The sequence below is a fragment of the Streptomyces sp. NPDC044061 genome (assembly GCF_056434305.1).
Map to the genome: position 1 here is coordinate 168,609 of NZ_JBWKFL010000007.1, position 19,311 is coordinate 187,919.

At 70.4% G+C, this 19,311-nt stretch carries 12 protein-coding genes; 6 read left to right on the forward strand and 6 right to left on the reverse strand.

The window, feature by feature from the left end; genetic code table 11:
• Positions 1-190: 190 nt before the first annotated feature.
• From AC07CM_RS13865 to AC07CM_RS13880, 4 genes are all read right to left on the reverse strand, one after another.
• Complete coding sequence (locus AC07CM_RS13865) at positions 191-1,807, reverse strand: glycerol-3-phosphate dehydrogenase/oxidase (protein WP_478876593.1); 1,617 nt, start codon at positions 1,805-1,807, stop codon at positions 191-193.
• Between the two features lie 47 nt (positions 1,808-1,854).
• A complete protein-coding gene (glpK, locus tag AC07CM_RS13870; RefSeq protein WP_478876594.1) occupies positions 1,855-3,393 on the reverse strand; it encodes a glycerol kinase GlpK in 1,539 nt (512 codons plus the stop codon).
• Between the two features lie 69 nt (positions 3,394-3,462).
• A complete protein-coding gene (locus AC07CM_RS13875; protein ID WP_478876595.1) occupies positions 3,463-4,257 on the reverse strand; it encodes an MIP/aquaporin family protein in 795 nt (264 codons plus the stop codon).
• Between the two features lie 387 nt (positions 4,258-4,644).
• Complete coding sequence (locus tag AC07CM_RS13880; RefSeq protein ID WP_478876596.1) at positions 4,645-5,409, reverse strand: IclR family transcriptional regulator; 765 nt, start codon at positions 5,407-5,409, stop codon at positions 4,645-4,647.
• Between the two features lie 295 nt (positions 5,410-5,704).
• Between AC07CM_RS13880 and metH the strand changes: the two genes are divergently transcribed.
• The 4 genes from metH (at position 5,705) to AC07CM_RS13900 (ending at position 14,455) form a co-directional block, all read left to right on the forward strand.
• The gene (gene metH / locus AC07CM_RS13885) at positions 5,705-9,220 is read left to right on the forward strand and encodes a methionine synthase (RefSeq protein WP_478876597.1); all 3,516 of its coding nucleotides are present in this window, start codon (positions 5,705-5,707) and stop codon (positions 9,218-9,220) included.
• 852 nt (positions 9,221-10,072) lie between these two features.
• Positions 10,073-10,774, forward strand: coding sequence for an HAD family hydrolase (locus AC07CM_RS13890; RefSeq protein ID WP_478876598.1), 702 nt, complete (start codon positions 10,073-10,075; stop codon positions 10,772-10,774).
• A 432-nt stretch (positions 10,775-11,206) separates the two neighbouring features.
• A complete protein-coding gene (locus tag AC07CM_RS13895; RefSeq protein WP_478876599.1) occupies positions 11,207-12,811 on the forward strand; it encodes an ABC transporter substrate-binding protein in 1,605 nt (534 codons plus the stop codon).
• A 63-nt stretch (positions 12,812-12,874) separates the two neighbouring features.
• Positions 12,875-14,455, forward strand: a complete 1,581-nt coding sequence (locus tag AC07CM_RS13900; protein WP_478876600.1) for an ABC transporter substrate-binding protein — start codon at positions 12,875-12,877, stop codon at positions 14,453-14,455.
• 67 nt (positions 14,456-14,522) lie between these two features.
• Here AC07CM_RS13900 and AC07CM_RS13905 read toward each other — a convergent pair whose 3' ends face one another.
• A complete protein-coding gene (locus tag AC07CM_RS13905) occupies positions 14,523-15,194 on the reverse strand; it encodes a response regulator (protein ID WP_014671700.1) in 672 nt (223 codons plus the stop codon).
• 14 nt (positions 15,195-15,208) lie between these two features.
• Positions 15,209-16,195: a RecB family exonuclease gene (locus tag AC07CM_RS13910; RefSeq protein ID WP_478876601.1), complete on the reverse strand. Its 987-nt coding sequence runs from the start codon at positions 16,193-16,195 to the stop codon at positions 15,209-15,211.
• Between the two features lie 155 nt (positions 16,196-16,350).
• Between AC07CM_RS13910 and AC07CM_RS13915 the strand changes: the two genes are divergently transcribed.
• Complete coding sequence (locus AC07CM_RS13915; RefSeq protein ID WP_478876602.1) at positions 16,351-18,270, forward strand: site-2 protease family protein; 1,920 nt, start codon at positions 16,351-16,353, stop codon at positions 18,268-18,270.
• 38 nt (positions 18,271-18,308) lie between these two features.
• Positions 18,309-19,208 (forward strand): tRNA (adenine-N1)-methyltransferase, encoded by a 900-nt coding sequence (locus AC07CM_RS13920; protein ID WP_478876603.1) that lies wholly within the window; start codon positions 18,309-18,311, stop codon positions 19,206-19,208.
• The last annotated feature ends 103 nt before the right edge of the window (positions 19,209-19,311 follow it).

Sequence of the window (19,311 nt, forward strand, 5' to 3'; positions counted from 1 at the left end):
CTATCGACGGCGTTCCGTCGGCTTCGTACCGCCGGGGACGGCACCCGGCACCGTCAACGGCCCCGGGTACGCGAAAGGGGCGGCTCCATCGGCGTGGAGCCGCCCCTCTCACTGTTCCGGACCCGGTGCGGCGGGGTCCGGCCGATCGGCGGTGCCGGCCTCGGTCAGGGGGAGGGGCCGGCCGCCGGGCCTACTTCTTGTCCAGCAGGTCCTGGACCTTGGCGCGGACCTCGTCCGTGGCCAGGCCCCGGATCGTCAGCGTCGTACGGCGGCGCAGGACGTCGTCCGCCGTCTCGGCCCACTCGTGGTCCCGGGCCCACGCGACCTGCGCCCAGATCTCCGGGGCGTCCGGGTGGACGCGCTCGGCCAGCTCCGGGTTGTCGTTCGCCAGGCGGGCGATGTCGAAGGCCAGCGAGCCGTAGTGGGTGGCCAGGTGCTTGGCCGTGTCGGCGGCCATGCGCGGGCCGGGCGCCGGGTGGTCCACCAGGAGGCGGTGGGCGACCGCACGCGGGTTGGCGACACCGGGCAGCGGGAGCTTCTTCGGCAGCGAAGAGATCGGCTCGAAGTCGTCGCCGAGCGGGTGGCCCGGCAGCTGCTCCAGCTTCTGCATCACCGTGCGGCCGATGTGCCGGAAGGTGGTCCACTTGCCGCCCGCGACGGACAGCATGCCGGCCTTGCCCTCGGTGACGACCGTCTCGCGCTTGGCCTTGGCCGTGTCGCCCGGGCCGCCCGGCAGCACGCGCAGGCCGGCGAAGGCGTAGGTGATCAGATCGCGCTTCAGCTGCTGGTCCCGGACGGAGAACGCGGCCTCGTCCAGGATCTGGGCTATGTCCTTCTCGGTGACGGACACGTCCGCCGGGTCGCCCTCGAACTCCTCGTCGGTGGTGCCGAGCAGCAGCATGTCCTCCCAGGGGAGGGCGAAGGTGATGCGGTACTTGTCGATCGGGGTCGCCAGCGCGGCCTTCCAGGGCGAGGTGCGCTTGAGCACCAGGTGCGCGCCCTTGGACAGGCGGATGGACGGCGCCGCGTTCGGGTCCTCCATCCGGCGCAGGTGGTCGACCCAGGGACCGGTGGCGTTCAGCACCAGGCGGGCGTTGACGCCGAACTCGTCACCGGAAGTACGGTCCTTGAGGTCGGCGCCGGTGACCCGGCCCTTGGTGAAGCGCAGACCGGTGACCTCGGCGTGGTTGAGGACGACCGCGCCCGCCTCGACGGCCGCGCGGACCGTCATCAGCGCCATGCGCGCGTCGTTCATCTGGTCGTCGCCGTACACGGCCACGGTCTTGAGGTTCTCGGTGCGCAGCTCGGGCACGTCCTGCGCGGCCTTCGCGGGGCTGAGCAGGTGACCCACGCCGTCGCCGAAGGCGGAGAGCGCGGAGTAGGCGAAGACGCCCGCGCCGAGCTTCGCCGCGCCGTGCGGCCCGCCCTTGTACACCGGGAGGTAGAAGGTGAGCGGATTCGCCAGGTGGGGGGCCACCTGGCGGGAGACCGCACGGCGCTCGAAGTGGTTCTCCGCCACCAGCTTCACCGCGCCGGTCTGCAGGTAGCGCAGACCGCCGTGGAGCAGCTTGGAGGAGGCGGAGGAGGTGGCGCCGGCGAAGTCGCCGGCGTCGACCAGCGCCACCCTGAGCCCGGACTGCGCGGCGTGCCAGGCGGTGGAGATGCCCAGGATGCCGCCGCCGATCACAAGAAGGTCGTACGACGCCTTGGAGAGTTGCTCCCTGGTCTCGGCCCGGCTCGGGTTCGAGCCGGAGGCCGGGTGCGTCCCCAGGGCAGGTACGGACTTCAGGGTGGACTGACTGGTCATGTCGGGTACTTACTCCTCGTCAGAGTTGTCTGAGCGGTTCGGGTCGCTCAGTCCTCGTCCTCGATCCAGCCCATGGTCCGGTCGACGGCCTTGAGCCAGTTCTTGTACTCGCGGTCGCGGATGTCCGCGTCCATCTGGGGGGTCCACTCGGCGGCCCGGCGCCAGTTGGCGCGCAGTTCGTCCGTGCTGGACCAGAAGCCGACGGCCAGGCCGGCGGCGTAGGCGGCGCCGAGGCAGGTGGTCTCGGCGACCATCGGGCGCACCACCGGTGCGTCCAGAACGTCGGCGAGGGTCTGCATCAGCAGGTTGTTGGAGGTCATGCCGCCGTCGACCTTCAGGGCCACCAGCTCGTCGCCGGAGTCCTTGACCATCGCGTCGGCGATCTCCCGGGTCTGCCAGGCGGTCGCCTCCAGGACCGCGCGGGCGAGGTGCGCCTTGGTGACGTACCGGGTCAGGCCGGCGATCACACCGCGGGCGTCGGAACGCCAGTGCGGGGCGAACAGACCGGAGAAGGCCGGTACGAAGTAGGCGCCACCGTTGTCCTCGACCGAGAGCGCGAGCGTCTCGATCTCGGCGGCGGTGGAGATCAGGCCCATCTGGTCGCGCATCCACTGCACCAGGGAGCCGGTGACGGCGATCGAGCCCTCGAGGGCGTACACGGTCGGCTGGTCGCCGATCTTGTAGCCGACCGTGGTCAGCAGGCCCGCGTAGGAGTTGATGATCTTGTCACCGGTGTTCATCACCATGAAGGTGCCGGTGCCGTAGGTGGACTTGGTCTCGCCCTCGGAGAAGCAGGTCTGGCCGAACAGGGCCGCCTGCTGGTCGCCGAGCGCGGACGCGACCGGGATGCCGCCGAGCAGGTCGCCGAGCTTGCCGCCGGTGACCTCGCCGTAGACCTCGGCGGAGGAACGGATCTCCGGCAGGATCTGCAGCGGGACGCCGATCGACTCGGCGATCTTGTCGTCCCACTGCATCGTGTGCAGGTTCATGAGCAGGGTACGGGAGGCGTTGGTGACGTCGGTGACGTGCTTGCCGCCGTTGACACCGCCGGTCAGGTTCCAGATGACCCAGGTGTCCATGGTGCCGAACAGGATGTCGCCCGCCTCGGCGCGCTCCCGCAGGCCGTCGACGTTGTCGAGCAGCCAGCGGGCCTTCGGGCCGGAGAAGTACGAGGCCAGCGGGAGGCCGGTCTCGCGGCGGAAGCGGTCCTGGCCGACGTTGCGCCCGAGCTCCCGGCACAGGGCGTCGGTGCGGGTGTCCTGCCAGACAAGAGCGTTGTAGACGGGCTCACCGGTGTTCTTGTCCCACAGCACGGTGGTCTCGCGCTGGTTGGTGATGCCGATGGCCTTGATGTCGTCGCGGGTGATGCCGGCCTTCTGGATGGCTCCGGCGACGACCTCCTGGACGTTGGTCCAGATCTCGTTGGCGTTGTGCTCGACCCAGCCCGGCTTCGGGAAGATCTGCTCGTGCTCCTTCTGGTCGACGGAGACGATACGGCCGTCCTTGTCGAAGACGATGCAGCGCGAGGAAGTCGTGCCCTGGTCGATGGCCGCGATGAAGGGGCCTGCGGTGTGGGCGTCGGTCACTGTGTGCTCCTGAAAGATCCGTGGTGATGGGGCTTTACGTACGGCGCGTGCTCGAAGACTCGGTGCTTCCTAAGCAAAGGCGACGTTGTAGATGCCTGCAGCGATGGCGGCGCCGATCAGCGGACCGACCACCGGGATCCAGGCGTAGCTCCAGTCGGAACCGCCCTTGTTGGGCAGGGGCAGCAGCGCGTGCACGATGCGCGGGCCCAGGTCACGGGCGGGGTTGATCGCGTAGCCCGTGGGACCGCCGAGGGAGAGGCCGATGGAGACGACCACGAGCGAGGTGATCAGGGCGCCCAGGGTGCCCAGGCCGTTGCCCTTGTCGTTCAGGCCCTGGGTGAGGACGGCGAGCACCAGCACGATGGTGCCGATGATCTCCGTGGCGAGGTTCTGCACCACGTTCCGGATCTCCGGACCGGTGGAGAAGACGCCCAGGACCGGGCCGGCGCCCTTTTCCTGGGCCTCGACGGCCTTGGCGGCCGTGGCCTGCGCACCCGGACCGCCGACGATCTCCTTGTCGGTCAGGTGGGCGTGGAACTGGCCGTAGTAGGCGGCCCAGACCAGGGCCGCGCCGATCATGGCGCCGAGCAGCTGGCCGCCCCAGTAGACGGGGAGGTTGCTGAAGTCCTTGTCCTTGATCGCGAGCGCGAGCGTCACGGCCGGGTTCAGGTGGGCGCCGGAGAGCGGCGCGGAGGTGTAAACGGCCGTCAGTACGGCGAAACCCCACCCGAAGGTGATGGCGAGCCAACCGGCGTTACGGGCCTTGGAGGCCTTCAGCGTCACAGCGGCGCAGACGCCGCCACCGAGCAGGATGAGTATGGCGGTACCGATGGTCTCGCCGATGAAGATGTCGGAGCTGGACACCCGCGACTCCTTTGTCCTTCGTCCAGGGAAGCCGAACCCCGGGTCCCTCCGGGGGTTGGCGCCCTCGGGGGTGAGAGCGAATTCGGCCCTTGGCGTTGTCACACTCTAGCGCGTATTGCCGGTAGGTGTTCGACAATGCCGACCGATGGACGGGAGTCTTGCTTCGGCGTTACGCATGCGTCAAGGGTTCTGTTATCGAAAACAGGATCGTTATTGATCGCCGCCGGTTATCACTCTTTGCTCGCTGACGTACGTTCTCGCCCTATATGTCCATTTCAGGGTATGGCGAGAACCGGAACGCCGCTCGCGTCCCGGTCGTCCCCCTGCGGATCACCCGCCGGTCGGAAAATGCGTCACCCGCTGGTCAGCGGGTGCGTCGTCAGAGGCTCAGAACCGCCCCGCGCCCAGGTCCCGGGACACCGCGCGGGCGCAGTCCCGTACCGCGGCGATCAGGTCGGGGCGCAACTCGCCGTCCTTGCACAGCCGTTCCACGGCTCCCGTGATGCCGACCGAGCCCACGGGCATACGGCGCCGGTCGTGGATGGGCGCGGCGACGGAGGCCACGCCCTCCCAGGTCTCCTCGACGTCCGCCGCGTACCCACGCGCGCGCGTGATGTCGAGGACGTGCTCGAACGCCTCCAGGTCGCACACCGTGCGGTCCGTGAAGGGCTTGCGGTCGGCCTCCAGGGCCTCGCTGTGGGCCACCGGGTCGGACGCGGACAGCACCTTGCCCAGTGCCGTGGAGTGCAGCGGCTGCATGGCCCCTATCTCCAGTACCTGCCGGCTGTCGTCCGGCCGGAAGACGTGGTGCACGATCAGCACTCCCTGCTGGTGCAGCACACCCAGGTACACGCTCTCGCCGCTGGACCGGGCCAGGTCGTCCGTCCACACCAGCGCCCGCGCCCGCAACTCGTGCACGTCCAGGTACGTGGTGCCGAGGCGCAGCAGCTCCGCGCCCAGCTGGTACCGGCCCGAGGCGTCGTCCTGCTCGACGAAGCCCTCCTGCTGGAGGGTGCGCAGGATGCCGTGCGCGGTGCCCTTGGCGAGACCGAGCGACGAGGCGATGTCCGACAGGCCGAGCCGTCGCTCGCCGCCCCCGAGCAGCCGCAGCATCGCGGCCGCCCGTTCGAGCGACTGGATGTTCCGTGCCATCCCCGTCCTGCCTCCGTCCTCTTCGACCGTTGCCGAACAGCGTCAAACATCGCGTTCGGCAATGTCGAACACTACCGGTCCATGTCGACGTCCCGCCAATGGTCGGACGACAGCTGTTACATCCGCCGTGGCCTGCCGGTGGCGCCCCGGCCATCCGTGCCGCCACCGGCGTCCGCCTCGTGGACGCCGGTGCCCATCCAAGCCCACTCCCGGTTACTCTGACGCCGTGCCCCTTACCCGGCCTCGCCGGGGAAGCCGCATAGCCGACAGCCGTCGCATCCCAGGGAGCCCCTTCATGGCCTCGTTGCCAACGACCCCTTCCGCCGACAGCCGGACCCGTGTGTCCGCGCTCCGAGAGGCGCTCGCCACCCGTGTGGTGGTCGCCGACGGAGCGATGGGCACGATGCTCCAGGCCCAGGAGCCCACCCTCGAGGACTTCCAGAACCTCGAGGGCTGCAACGAGATTCTCAACCTCACCCGCCCCGACATCGTCCGCTCCGTCCACGAGGCCTACTTCGCCGTGGGCGTCGACTGCGTCGAGACCAACACCTTCGGGGCCAACCACTCGGCCATGGCCGAGTACGACATCGCCGACCGCGTCCACGAGCTGTCCGAGGCGGGTGCCCGGATCGCCCGCGCGGCGGCCGACGAGTTCGGCGCCCGCGACGGCCGCCAGCGCTGGGTGCTCGGCTCGATCGGCCCCGGCACGAAGCTGCCGACCCTCGGCCACATCGGTTACGACACGCTGCGCGACGGCTTCCAGGCCAACGCGGAGGGCCTGCTCGCCGGCGGCGCGGACGCCCTGATCGTGGAGACCACCCAGGACCTCCTCCAGACAAAGTCCTCGATCCTGGGCGCCCGGCGCGCGATGGAGGCGACCGGTACCGAGGTGCCACTGCTGGTCTCGATGGCGTTCGAGACGACCGGCACCATGCTGCTCGGCTCGGAGATCGGTGCCGCGCTGACCGCGCTGGAGCCCCTCGGCATCGACATGATCGGTCTGAACTGCTCGACCGGCCCGGCCGAGATGAGTGAGCACCTGCGCTATCTGGCCCGCCACTCCCGCACCCCGCTGCTGTGCATGCCCAACGCCGGCCTGCCGATCCTCACCAAGGACGGCGCCCACTTCCCGCTCGACCCGAAGGGCCTGGCCGACGCGCAGGAGACCTTCGTGCGCGACTACGGCCTGAACCTCGTCGGCGGCTGCTGCGGCACCACGCCCGAGCACCTGCGTCAGCTCGTGGAGCGGACCCAGGGGGCCACGCCCGTCGAGCGCCGCCCCCAGCCCGAGCCCGGCGCCGCCTCGCTCTACCAGTCCGTGCCGTTCCGGCAGGACACCTCCTACCTGGCCATCGGCGAGCGCACCAACGCCAACGGCTCCAAGAAGTTCCGCGAGGCCATGCTGGGCGGCCGCTGGGACGACTGTGTGGAGATGGCGCGCGAGCAGATCCGCGAGGGCGCGCACATGCTCGACCTGTGCGTCGACTACGTCGGCCGCGACGGCGTCGCCGACATGGAGGAGCTGGCCGGCCGCTTCGCGACCGCCTCCACGCTGCCGATCGTCCTCGACTCCACCGAGGTCGACGTGATCAGGGCGGGCCTGGAGAAGCTCGGCGGCCGCGCGGTGATCAACTCCGTCAACTACGAGGACGGCGACGGCCCCGACTCCCGCTTCGTCCAGGTCACCAAGCTGGCCCGGGAGCACGGCGCCGCCCTGATCGCGCTCACCATCGACGAGGAGGGACAGGCCCGCACCCCGGAGAAGAAGGTCGAGATCGCCGAACGGCTGATCGCCGACCTGGGCGGGAACTGGGGCATCCGCGAGGAGGACATCCTCATCGACACCCTGACCTTCACCATCTGCACCGGTCAGGAGGAGTCCCGCAAGGACGGCATCGCCACCATCGAGGCGATCCGCGAGCTGAAGAAGCGGCACCCGGACGTGCAGACCACGCTGGGCCTGTCGAACATCTCCTTCGGCCTGAACCCGGCCGCCCGCATCCTGCTCAACTCCGTCTTCCTCGACGAGTGCGTCAAGGCGGGCCTGGACTCGGCGATCGTGCACGCCTCCAAGATCCTGCCGATCGCCCGGTTCAGCGAGGAAGAGGTGCAGACGGCCCTCGACCTGATCCACGACCGGCGCGCCGTGGGCTACGACCCCCTCCAGAAGCTCATGCAGCTCTTCGAGGGCGCCACCGCCAAGTCGCTCAAGGCCGGCAAGGCCGAGGAACTTGCCGCGCTGCCGCTGGAGGAGCGCCTCAAGCGCCGGATCATCGACGGCGAGCGCAACGGCCTGGAGGCGGACCTCGACGAGGCCCTTCGGGACCGGCCCGCCCTCGACATCGTCAACGAGACCCTCCTGGACGGCATGAAGGTCGTCGGTGACCTCTTCGGCTCCGGCCAGATGCAGCTGCCGTTCGTCCTGCAGTCCGCCGAGGTCATGAAGGCCGCCGTCGCCCACCTCGAACCGCACATGGAGAAGTCGGACGCCGAGGGCAAGGGCACCATCGTGCTCGCCACCGTGCGCGGCGACGTGCACGACATCGGCAAGAACCTGGTCGACATCATCCTGTCCAACAACGGCTACAACGTCGTCAACCTCGGCATCAAGCAGCCGGTCTCCGCGATCCTGGAGGCCGCCGAGGAGCACCGGGCCGACGTGATCGGCATGTCCGGCCTCCTGGTGAAGTCCACGGTGATCATGAAGGAGAACCTGGAGGAGCTGAACCAGCGCGACCTCGCCGCCCGCTTCCCGGTCATCCTCGGCGGCGCCGCCCTCACCCGGGCCTATGTCGAGCAGGACCTGCACGAGATCTACGAGGGTGAGGTCCGCTACGCCCGCGATGCCTTCGAGGGCCTGCGCCTGATGGACGCGCTCATCGGCGTCAAGCGAGGCGTGCCCGGGGCACAGCTGCCCGAGCTGAAGCAGCGCCGGGTCCGCGCGACGGCCACCGCGGAGGTCGAGGAGCGCCCGGAGGAGGGGCACGTCCGCTCCGACGTCGCCACCGGCAACCCCGTACCGGCCCCGCCGTTCTGGGACACCCGGATCGTCAAGGGCATCCAGCTCAAGGAGTACGCGAGCTGGCTGGACGAGGGCGCGCTGTTCAAGGGGCAGTGGGGCCTGAGGCAGGCGCGCACCGGGGACGGGCCGTCGTACGAGGACCTGGTGGAGACGGAGGGCCGCCCCCGCCTGCGCGGGCTGCTCGACAGGCTCCAGACGGAGAACCTGCTCGAGGCGGCCGTGGTCTACGGCTACTTCCCGTGCGTCTCCAAGGACGACGACCTGATCATCCTGGACGACCGGGGCAACGAGCGCACCCGCTTCACCTTCCCGCGCCAGCGCCGCGGCCGGCGGCTCTGCCTGGCCGACTTCTTCCGTCCGGAGGAGTCGGGGGAGACGGACGTCGTCGGACTCCAGGTGGTCACCGTCGGCTCCCGCATCGGCGAGGAGACGGCGAAGCTGTTCGAGTCGAACTCCTACCGCGACTACCTCGAACTGCACGGTCTGTCCGTGCAGTTGGCGGAGGCGCTGGCCGAGTACTGGCACGCCCGCGTCCGCGCCGAACTCGGCTTCGCCGGCGAGGACCCGGCCGACATCGAGGACATGTTCGCCCTGAAGTACCGGGGCGCCCGCTTCTCCCTCGGCTACGGCGCCTGCCCCAACCTGGAGGACCGCGCCAAGATCGCCGAACTGCTCCAGCCCGAGCGGATCGGCGTCCACCTGTCCGAGGAGTTCCAGCTGCACCCCGAGCAGTCCACGGACGCGATCGTGATCCACCACCCGGAGGCAAAGTACTTCAACGCCCGCTGAGCCCTCCGGGGGTTCGACGGGCTCTCTGGGCGCCCCCGGCTGCCGACGTGCCCTGTCCTGCCGGTGGTCTGCGTGCCCGGGCCGGCGGGCTGGTGGCCTGCCCCGGTCCCGCCGGCTGACGGCGTACCTGACGCTCGGCGCCCCCTTGGCGTGCGTCTGACCGCTCGGCGTGCGGCGGGCGGCTCAATTCGCGTGCACCGGGTCGGCGCGGTCGGCGTGCAGAGGGCTGCCGGGTTCGCGTCCGGGCGGTCGGCGCGCTTCGGGTGGTCCGGTTCGCGTGCGGCTGTCGGCGCGGTTCGGGGCGGTTCGGTTCTCGGGCACTGGTGTTGTGCGGTCCGGGGGGCTTCCGGTCGCGGCCCACGTCCGGCGGCCAGCGCGATCCGCGTACCCCGGGCGCTCGCTCCGCGCGCGGCCGGTAGGCGGAGTCCGCGCGGCTCGGGGCCGCTCGGTTCGCTGTCCGTGTGGCAGGGGCGCTCGGTTCGCGGGTGGGTCGGCGGCGTGTCCCGGGCGGTCGGGGGATGCGGGTGCGGAGGGGGCGGCGGCGGCGTGTCCCCGGCGGTCGGGCGTGTGGCTGCGGACGGGCCGGCGGTGGTGTGGGGCGGTCCCGGTGTGGGCGGTGCTCCGGCCTCCCGGTGTGGGGAACGCCACGTCGGGGGAGCGGGCCGTACCGTGTCGGCGTCAGGCGCGCCGAAAGGCCTCCTGGCCTGCGCGGGAGGTGTTTCAGGGGGTACCCGCGTGCGCGGGTGATAAACGAGGCGGTTCGCCCGCCGGAGTCGTACACTGGTCGGTCCACTGCAGGCCGGTTCCCTGTTCGGGAGCCGGCCTGGTCGTCCCTCGAGGAGGTGCGCCCGGATGACCAGTACGGTCCCCGCGCTCGGAACCCGTACGGCCGAAGGCTCCGCCCTGCAGGCGGTACTCCTCGACATGGACGGCACCCTGGTGGACACCGAAGGCTTCTGGTGGGACGTCGAGGTCGAGGTCTTCGCCGACCTCGGTCACACCCTCGACGAGTCCTGGCGGCACGTCGTGGTCGGCGGCCCCATGACCCGCAGCGCCGGCTTCCTCATCGAGGCCACCGGCGCCGACATCGCCCTCGCCGAACTGTCGGTCCTGCTCAACGAAGGCTTCGAGGACCGCATCGGCCACCACCTGCCGCTGATGCCCGGCGCCGCCCGGCTGCTCGCCGAACTGCACGAGCACGCCATCCCCACCGCCCTGGTCTCCGCCTCCCACCGTCGCATCATCGACCGTGTGCTCACCGTGCTGGGCCCCCACCACTTCGGTCTCTCCATCGCCGGTGACGAGGTCTCCCGCACCAAGCCCTACCCGGACCCATACCTGCTCGCCGCCGCCGGACTCGGCGTGGACCCCGCCAGATGCGCCGTCGTCGAGGACACCGCCACCGGCGTCGCCGCCGCCGAGGCCGCGGGCTGCCACGTGGTCGCCGTACCCTCCGTCGCCCCCATCGTCCCCGCCGAGAGGCGAACCGTCGTCACCTCCCTCGAAGAGGTGGACCTGGCATTTCTGCACGGCCTGATGACGGAAATGCGCTAGCCGTTCACCCAGCGTACAAAGTCCATTGGACGCGTTGGACAAAATTCCGGCACAGTACACCTCGGTGGAATTCCAAGCGGGCCGCCCGGTCGAATTCCGGTAAGGATCGCCCCAGTTGGGCATGTGACGTTCACCACTCCGGACGCCCTCGACATCGTTGCCAGAGTGTGCCGACCACCCCTCGCCGGGCCCGTCCGGAGGGACCTTGTGTCCCGATTGGTGGGAGGCTGTACGAATCCTGCCGCTGTCGGGTTTTCGGTGTGTCCGCACCCGGTTTCACTGCGTGATGGGGGCTCAACTCGCGCGGCCGCGAACCCTCCTGCGGGCGCGGACTAATCTCATCGCGAGAACATCGCCGCAACCCCCGTGATCCGCCGCACCACCCATGCATGTCGGATACACGGACTCGAACAGCTCTGGAGAAACTCCCGCATGAACCGCAAGACTTTGGTGCTGCCGGCAGTGGCCGGCCTGCTCACGCCGGTTCTCGCCGCGTGCGGTGGATCCGACAGCGGGAGCAAGAGCGGGGACGCCATCGTCGTAGGCACCACGGACCGGTTCACTGTCACCAGCGACGCGCCCGCGCCCCTCGACCCGGCCTACGCCTACGACGTCGGCACCTGGAACATCCTGCGCCAGACGGTGCAGACCCTGATGACCCAGCCCAAGGGCGAGGGCGAGCCCGTGCCGGAGGCCGCCGAGAGCTGTTCCTTCACCGACACCGGCAACGAGCGCTACGCCTGCAAGCTGCGGGACGGCCTGCAGTTCTCCAACGGCGACAAGGTCACGGCCGAGGACGTCAAGTACTCCATCGACCGCGCCCGGCACCTCAAGGCCGACAGCGGCGTCGCCACCCTGCTGAACACCATCGACACCGTCGAGACCCAGGGCGACCGCGAGGTCATCTTCCACCTCAAGACGGCCGACGCCACCTTCCCGTACAAGCTGTCCACCCCGGTCGCGGGCATCATCGACCCCAAGACCTACACCAAGGACAAGCTGCGCGACGGCTTCGAGGTCGACGGCTCCGGCCCCTACACCTTCAAGGCCGACGTCAAGGACAACGCGATCGTCAGCGCCACCTTCACCAAGAACCCCTCCTACAAGGGCAGCGTCGAGGTGAACAACGGCGAGGTCGTGATGCGCACCTACGACAGCGCCGAGGCCATGGGCACCGCCATCGACAAGGGCGACATCGACCTCATGACCCGCGCCATGTCGCCGGCGCAGATCGACAAGCTCGACAGCGGCTCCGACGCGAACGTCGACCTGGTCGACATGCCGGGCCTGGAAATCCGCTACCTGGCCTTCAACACCAACGCGGCGACCGTGAAGAGCAAGGCCGTCCGCCAGGCCATGGCCCAGCTCATCAACCGCGGCGAGCTCGTTTCCAAGGTCTACGGCACCCAGGCCGAGCCGCTGTACTCGCTCGTCCCGGCGACCCTCACAGGCCACTCCAACTCGTTCTTCAACAAGTACGGCAACCCCAGCGCCGCCAAGGCGAAGGACCTGCTGACCAAGGCCGGGATCACCACCCCGGTGAAGCTGACGCTGCACTACACCACCGACCACTACGGCTCGGCCACCAAGCAGGAGTTCCAGATCCTGCAGAAGCAGCTCAACGGCAGCGGCCTGTTCGACGTCTCCATCCAGGGCCACCCCTGGGCCTCCTTCCGGCCCGCCGAGAAGAAGGGCCAGTACGACGTCTACGGCATGGGCTGGTTCCCCGACTTCCCGGACGCCGACAACTTCCTCGCGCCCTTCCTCGACAAGGGCAACTTCCTCGGTTCGCCGTACTCCAACGGCGCCATCCAGCGCAGCCTGATCCCGGAATCCCGTCGCGAGGCCGACCGGCTCAACGCCTCCAAGAGCCTGACCGAGATCCAGGACATCGTCGCCGAGGACGTCCCCGTGCTGCCGCTGTGGCAGGGCAAGCAGTACGTCGCCGCACGGGACGACATCACGGGCGTCTCCTACGCCCTCAACTCCTCCTCGACGCTTCAGCTGTGGGAACTCGGCCGTGGTGTGAGCGGCTGACGTTCTCCTTGTCCGGGGCCTGGGACGGCGGCCCCGGATCGAAGAACCGACGACAAGGCACATATGAACATGCGCAACCAGTGGCCGGTCCTGCCGATCGTGGCGGGGCTGGCCTCCGGCCTGTTGACCGGCTGTGGCTCGGAGACCGGTGATTCCGGGGGCACCGGCTCCTCCGTGGTGATGGGAATGTCCGACGACGTCCTCGCCACCGATCCGGCTTCGGGCTACGACCCCGGTTCCTGGCTTCTGTTCAACAACGTCTTCCAGTCGCTGCTCGCTTTCCCCAAGGGAGCGACGGAGCCCGAGCCGGAGGCGGCGAAGGCGTGCTCCTTCACCGACACCCGGGCCACGGTGTACAAGTGCACCCTCAAGGACGACCTGAAGTTCAGCAACGGTGACGCCCTCACCTCCGAGGACGTCAAGTTCTCCTTCGACCGGACCCTGAAGATCGACGACCCCGCCGGCCCGGCGGTCATGTTCCCGATGCTCGACCGGGTCGAGACACCGGACGCGAAGACGGTCGTCTTCAAGCTCAAGGTCCCCGACGCCACCTTCCCCAGCAAGATCGCCTCCGGCGCCGGCTCCATCGTCGACCACCGGCAGTACGACGCGAACGGCCTGCGCACCGACGACAAGGCCGTCGGCTCCGGGCCGTACAAGCTGGACTCCTTCGACAAGGACCAGGCGGTCTTCTCGGTCAACTCCGGCTACCGGGGCACCGCCAAGATCAAGAACTCCGGCGTCACCCTGAAGTTCTTCCACGGCGACCGGACCGCCCTGAAGAAGGCGCTGGAGAACGGCGACATCGACCTCGCCTACCGCGGCCTCGCCGCGACCGACATCGCCGACCTCGACCAGCAGGACGGCAGCAAGGGCGTCGACGTCATCGAGGGCAGCAGCGCCGAGGTCCAGCACCTGGTCTTCAACATGAAGGACCCGGTGGCCGGCAAGCTCCCCGTCCGCAAGGCCATGGCCTACCTCCTCGACCGCGACGCCCTGGTCAGCAACGTCTACCAGGGCACCGCCACCCCGCTGTACTCGATCATCCCGGCGGGCATCGCGGGCCACAACACGGCCTTCTTCGACACCTACGGCGCCCGCCCCTCCAAGCAGAAGGCCACCGCCGCGCTGCGCGGGGCGGGCATCACAGGCAAGGTGAAGCTCACCCTCTGGTCCACGCCGTCCCGCTACGGCCCCGCCACCGACGAGGAGCTGAAGGCCATCGCCGGCCAGCTCAACGCGAGCGGACTGTTCCAGGCCGACGTCAGGTCCGTCGCCTTCGACCAGTACGAGAAGGACATCGCCGCCGGGAAGTACGGCGTCTACGTCAAGGGCTGGGTGCCCGACTACCCGGACGCCGACAACTTCACGGCCCCCTTCTTCGGCAAGGGCAACGTGCTGGCGAACAACTACGGCAACAGCACCATCACCGGCACCCTCATCCCCGAGACGGCCGCCGAGAGCGATCGCGGCGCGACCGACAAGGACTTCGGAAAGCTGCAGGAGATCGTCGCCGAGGACATCCCCGTGCTGCCCGTCTGGCAGGCGAAGCAGTACGCGGTCGTCCGCGACGGCGTATACGGCCTGGAGTACTGCCTGGACGCCTCGACCGTGTTCCGGTTCTGGGAACTGAGCAAGGGCTGACAGCCGTACGACACGAAGGGCGCCCCACTCCGCGCGAGAGGGGCGCCCTTCGGCATCGTCCTACCGCCTACTGCGCGCCGGGGCGCACCAGGCCGCTCTCGTACGCGTACACCGCCGCCTGCACCCGGTCCCGCAGGCCCAGCTTGGTCAGCACATGCCCGACGTGCGTCTTGACGGTGGTCTCGCTGACGAACAGGTCGGCGGCGATCTCGGCGTTGGACAGCCCGCGCGCCACCAGCTTCAGCACCTCCACCTCGCGGTCGGTGAGGGTGTGCAGGGTGTCCGGCACGGGCTCCTCGCCGGACGGCAGGTGCGTGGCGTACTTGTCCAGCAGACGGCGGGTGATGCTCGGCGCCAGCATGGCCTCGCCCGCCGCGACGACCCGGATCGCCTGCACCAGCTCGTTGGCGGGCGCGTCCTTGAGCAGAAACCCGCTGGCTCCCGCCCGCAGTGCCTCCACCACGTACTCGTCCAGGTCGAACGTGGTCAGCACGAGCACCTTCGCCGGGCCGTCCCGCCCCGGCCCGGTGATCTGCCGGGTCGCCTCCACCCCGTCCATCCGCGGCATCCGGATGTCCATCAGCACGACATCCGGCTGCAGGGCACGCACCTGATCGAGGGCCTGCAGGCCGTCACCGGCCTCGCCCACGACCGCGATGTCCTGCTCGGCCTCCAGGATCATCCGGAAACCGGTACGCAGCAGCGGCTGGTCGTCGACCAGTAGGACGCGGATGGCCACGTGACACTCCTTCGCTAGTCCGGCCCCATTCTGCCCTGCGACACGGGACCGGACTCCGGCGCCCTCACCGGCAGCGGATACGGCGGGGGAGTGCCACCGAACTCCGGGCAGTGCGCCTGGTGGTCGCACCAGCCGCACAGCTTGGTCGGCCGGGGCCGCCACTCACCGGACTCCGTGGCCTGCCTGATGGCATCCCACAGGACGAGCAGCTTGCGCTCGACACGCTCCAGGTCGGCGAGGACGGGGTCGTAGGTCAGCACGTCCCCGCTGCCGAGATAGACGAGCTGGAGCCGTCGCGGGATGACGTTCTTCAGCCGCCACACCACCAGGGCGTAGAACTTCATCTGGAACAGCGCGCCCTCGGCGTACTCCGGCCGCGGCGCCTTCCCCGTCTTGTAGTCGACGATCCGCACCTCACCGGTGGGCGCCACGTCGACACGGTCGATGATCCCGCGCAGCCGCAGACCCGACGACAGCTCGGCCTCCACGAACAGCTCGCGTTCGGCCGGCTCCAGCCGCGACGGGTTCTCCAGCGTGAACCAGCGCTCCACCAGCCGCTCGGCCTCGCTCAGCCAGCGAGCCAGCCGCTCGCCCTCCGGGTCGTCCGCGAACAGCTCGCCGACCTCCGGCCGGTTCTCCCGCAGCCGGTCCCACTGCCCGGGGATCAACGCCTTGGCCCGCGGCGCGGTCCGCTCCGCGGCGGGCGCGTCGAACAGCCGCTCCAGCACGGCATGCACCAGCGTCCCCCGGGTCGCCGCCTCGCTCGGCTTCTCCGGCAGCCGGTCGATCACCCGGAACCGGTACAGCAGCGGACACTGCATGAAGTCACTGGCCCGGGAGGGCGACAGCGAGGTCGGCGCCACGGCCACGCGCTCGGGCACGGCGGTGGGTGCCTCGCCCTGGGCCACGACGACCACCGCCTCGGGCTCCGGCTCCGGTGCCGCGCCCGCCTGCGGTGGCAGGGCCCCCGCGGCCCCCGTTTCCTCGATGCTGCTGTCCATGACCACAGACCATACGGCCCGGCACTGACAGTCACCCAGCCGCGGGCCGCGTCGGCCGTGCGTCCGCGGGGCAAACACAAGGGGTGCCGGGGCGGAACGTGCCACCACGGCCGCATACCATCGACCCGAGAAGACGCTTCGAACGAGGGGACACCGTGGACGTGAGCGGCGGGAGCGGGCAGCCGCGGTCCGGCAACAACGAGCCGGCCGAGCACCCCGCAGGTCCTACGGCCCCGGCAACCGGCCCCACCGACCCGGAGCCCCACGACACCGCGCACAACACCGAGCCCCAGCGCTCCACCGACCCGGAGCGGGGCAGCGCCGACGAGCCCGCGGGGACGGCCGGCCAGGAGCCGAGGCCCGGTGAGGACGCACGGGCCGCCGGGAACGAACAGCCCGTCGGCCACCCGGAGGCGGGGACCGCCGAGGGAGCCGCGAGTCCGCGGTCTTCGCCCGGTGACGACGAGCGAGCCGCCGCCCAGGAGCCGAGTCCCGCCGAGGACGGGGGAGCCGCCGGCCGAGGGCCGGGGGCCGCCGCCGAGCACACGCAGGCCGCCGACGAGGAGCCCGAGGCCGGCGAGCACGTGCGGGCCGCCGTCCCGCAGCCGGCGACCGCCGAGAACAAGCAGGCCGCCGAGAACGAGCAGGCCGCCGGTTCGAAGACGGGGACCGCCCAGGACGCGCGAACCGCAGTCCCGGAGCCGGGGGCCGGCGAGGAGGCGCGAGGCGGGGACGGCTCGCGCGTCGGCGGTGTGCGGCCGGGGAGCGGTGAGCACGTTGGAGGTGCGGGCGGTCGGAACGCGCGCACGGCCAGGGACGCGGAGGAGGGCGGCGCGGGCGGCCGTGGCCGCCCCGACGAGCACCGTACGCTCGCGCACTCCGGGATCGCCAAGGGCGAGCCGCCCCAGCCGAGGCCCAGGGAACCCGGTGGCGGGCTGCTGATGGGACGCCCCTTCGGCGTGCCGGTGTACGTCGCGCCCAGCTGGTTCCTCGTCGCCGCCCTGATCACCTGGGTCTTCGGCGGTCAGCTCGACCGCGTGCTGCCCGAACTGGGTGCCGCCCGCTACCTGGTCTCCCTGTTCTTCGCCGTCGCCTTCTACGCCTCCGTGCTCGTCCACGAGCTGGCCCACACGGTCGCCGCCATCCGCTTCAAACTCCCCGTCCGCCGCATCCAGCTCCAGTTCTTCGGCGGAGTCTCCGAGATCGAGAAGGAAGCCGAGACCCCGGGACGCGAGTTCGTCCTGGCCTTCGTCGGGCCGCTGCTCTCCCTCGTCCTGGCCGGCCTGTTCTACCTGGCCATGAAGCCGGTGGAACCCGACACCGTCCCCGGCGTCCTGCTGGCCGGCCTGATGATCTCCAATCTCATCGTCGCCGTCTTCAACCTGCTGCCCGGCCTTCCCCTGGACGGCGGCCGCATGCTCCGCGCCGTCGTCTGGAAGATCACCGGCAGGCCCATGAGCGGCACCGTCGCCGCCGCCTGGGTCGGCCGCGCCCTCGCCATCTCCGTCCTCGTCGGCCTGCCGCTGCTCAACCAGTCCGGCGCCCTCGGCGGCGGCAGCGAGGACATCAACGGCATGGACACGGTGACCGACGCCCTGCTCGCCGCCATCCTCGCCGCGATCATCTGGACCGGTGCCGGCAACAGCCTGCGCATGGCCCGACTGCGCGAACACCTCCCCGAGCTGCGGGCCCGCACCCTGACACGGCGGGCCGTGCCCGTCGAGAACGACACCCCCCTCTCCGAGGCCCTCCGCCGCGCCAACGCCGCAGGCGCCCGCGCCCTCGTCGTCGTCGACGCCGACGGCAACCCCCTCTCCCTCGTCCGCGAGGCCGCCATCGTCGGCGTACCCGAGCACCGCCGCCCCTGGGTGGCCGTCAGCGGCCTCGCCCAGGAACTGACCGACGGCATGCGGGTCTCCGCCGAGCTGGCCGGAGAAGAGCTGCTGGACACCCTGCGCGCCACCCCGGCGACCGAGTACCTGGTGGTCGAGGAGAGCGGCGAGATCTACGGCGTCCTGTCCGCCGCGGACGTCGAGCGCGCCTTCGTGAAGGCCATGGCCAGGCCCACCTCGTAGTGGTCGGCGGCCTCCGCAAAGGCCGGTAGTCTGTTCACATGTCCGAACCGACCGGTGCCGCCCGCAGGCGCGGGCCCTTCAAGGTCGGGGACCAGGTTCAGCTGACCGACCCCAAGGGCCGCCACTACACGTTCACGCTCGAAGCCGGGAAGAACTTCCACACCCACAAGGGCTCCTTCCCGCACGACGAACTGATCGGCGCTCCCGAGGGCAGCGTTGTCCGCACCACCGGCAACGTGGCCTACCTCGCGCTGCGCCCCCTGCTCCCCGACTACGTCCTGTCCATGCCCCGCGGGGCAGCCGTCGTCTACCCGAAGGACGCGGGGCAGATCCTCGCCTTCGCCGACATCTTCACCGGCGCCCGCGTCGTGGAGGCCGGCGTCGGCTCCGGCTCGCTCAGCAGCTTCCTGCTGCGCGCCATCGGCGACGAGGGCATGCTGCACTCCTACGAGCGCCGCGAGGACTTCGCCGAGATCGCCAAGCAGAACGTGGAACGCTACTTCGGCGGCCCGCACCCCGCCTGGCAGCTGACCGTCGGCGACCTCCAGGACAACCTGTCCGACACCGACGTCGACCGCGTCATCCTCGACATGCTCGCCCCCTGGGAGTGCCTGGAGGCCGTCTCCAAGGCACTGGTCCCCGGCGGCATCCTGTGCTGCTACGTGGCCACCACCACCCAGCTCGCCCGGACCGTCGAGTCCATCCGGGAGATCGGCAGCTTCAACGAGCCGACCGCGTGGGAGACGATGATCCGCAACTGGCACATCGAGGGCCTGGCCGTCCGCCCGGACCACCGGATGATCGGCCACACCGGCTTCCTGCTGACCGCCCGTCGCCTCGCCGACGGCGTCGAGCCGCCCATGCGCCGCCGCCGCCCGGCCAAGGGTGCCTACGGCGAGGACTACGCCGGCCCCAACGCCGACGGCGGCGGCCGCTGACCGGCCCCGCGTCCAGTACAACGTGAGGGCGGGGGGGGGGGGGGGGGGGGGGGGGGGGGGGGGGGGGGGGGGGGGGGGAGGGGGGGGGGGGGGCGGGAGGAGG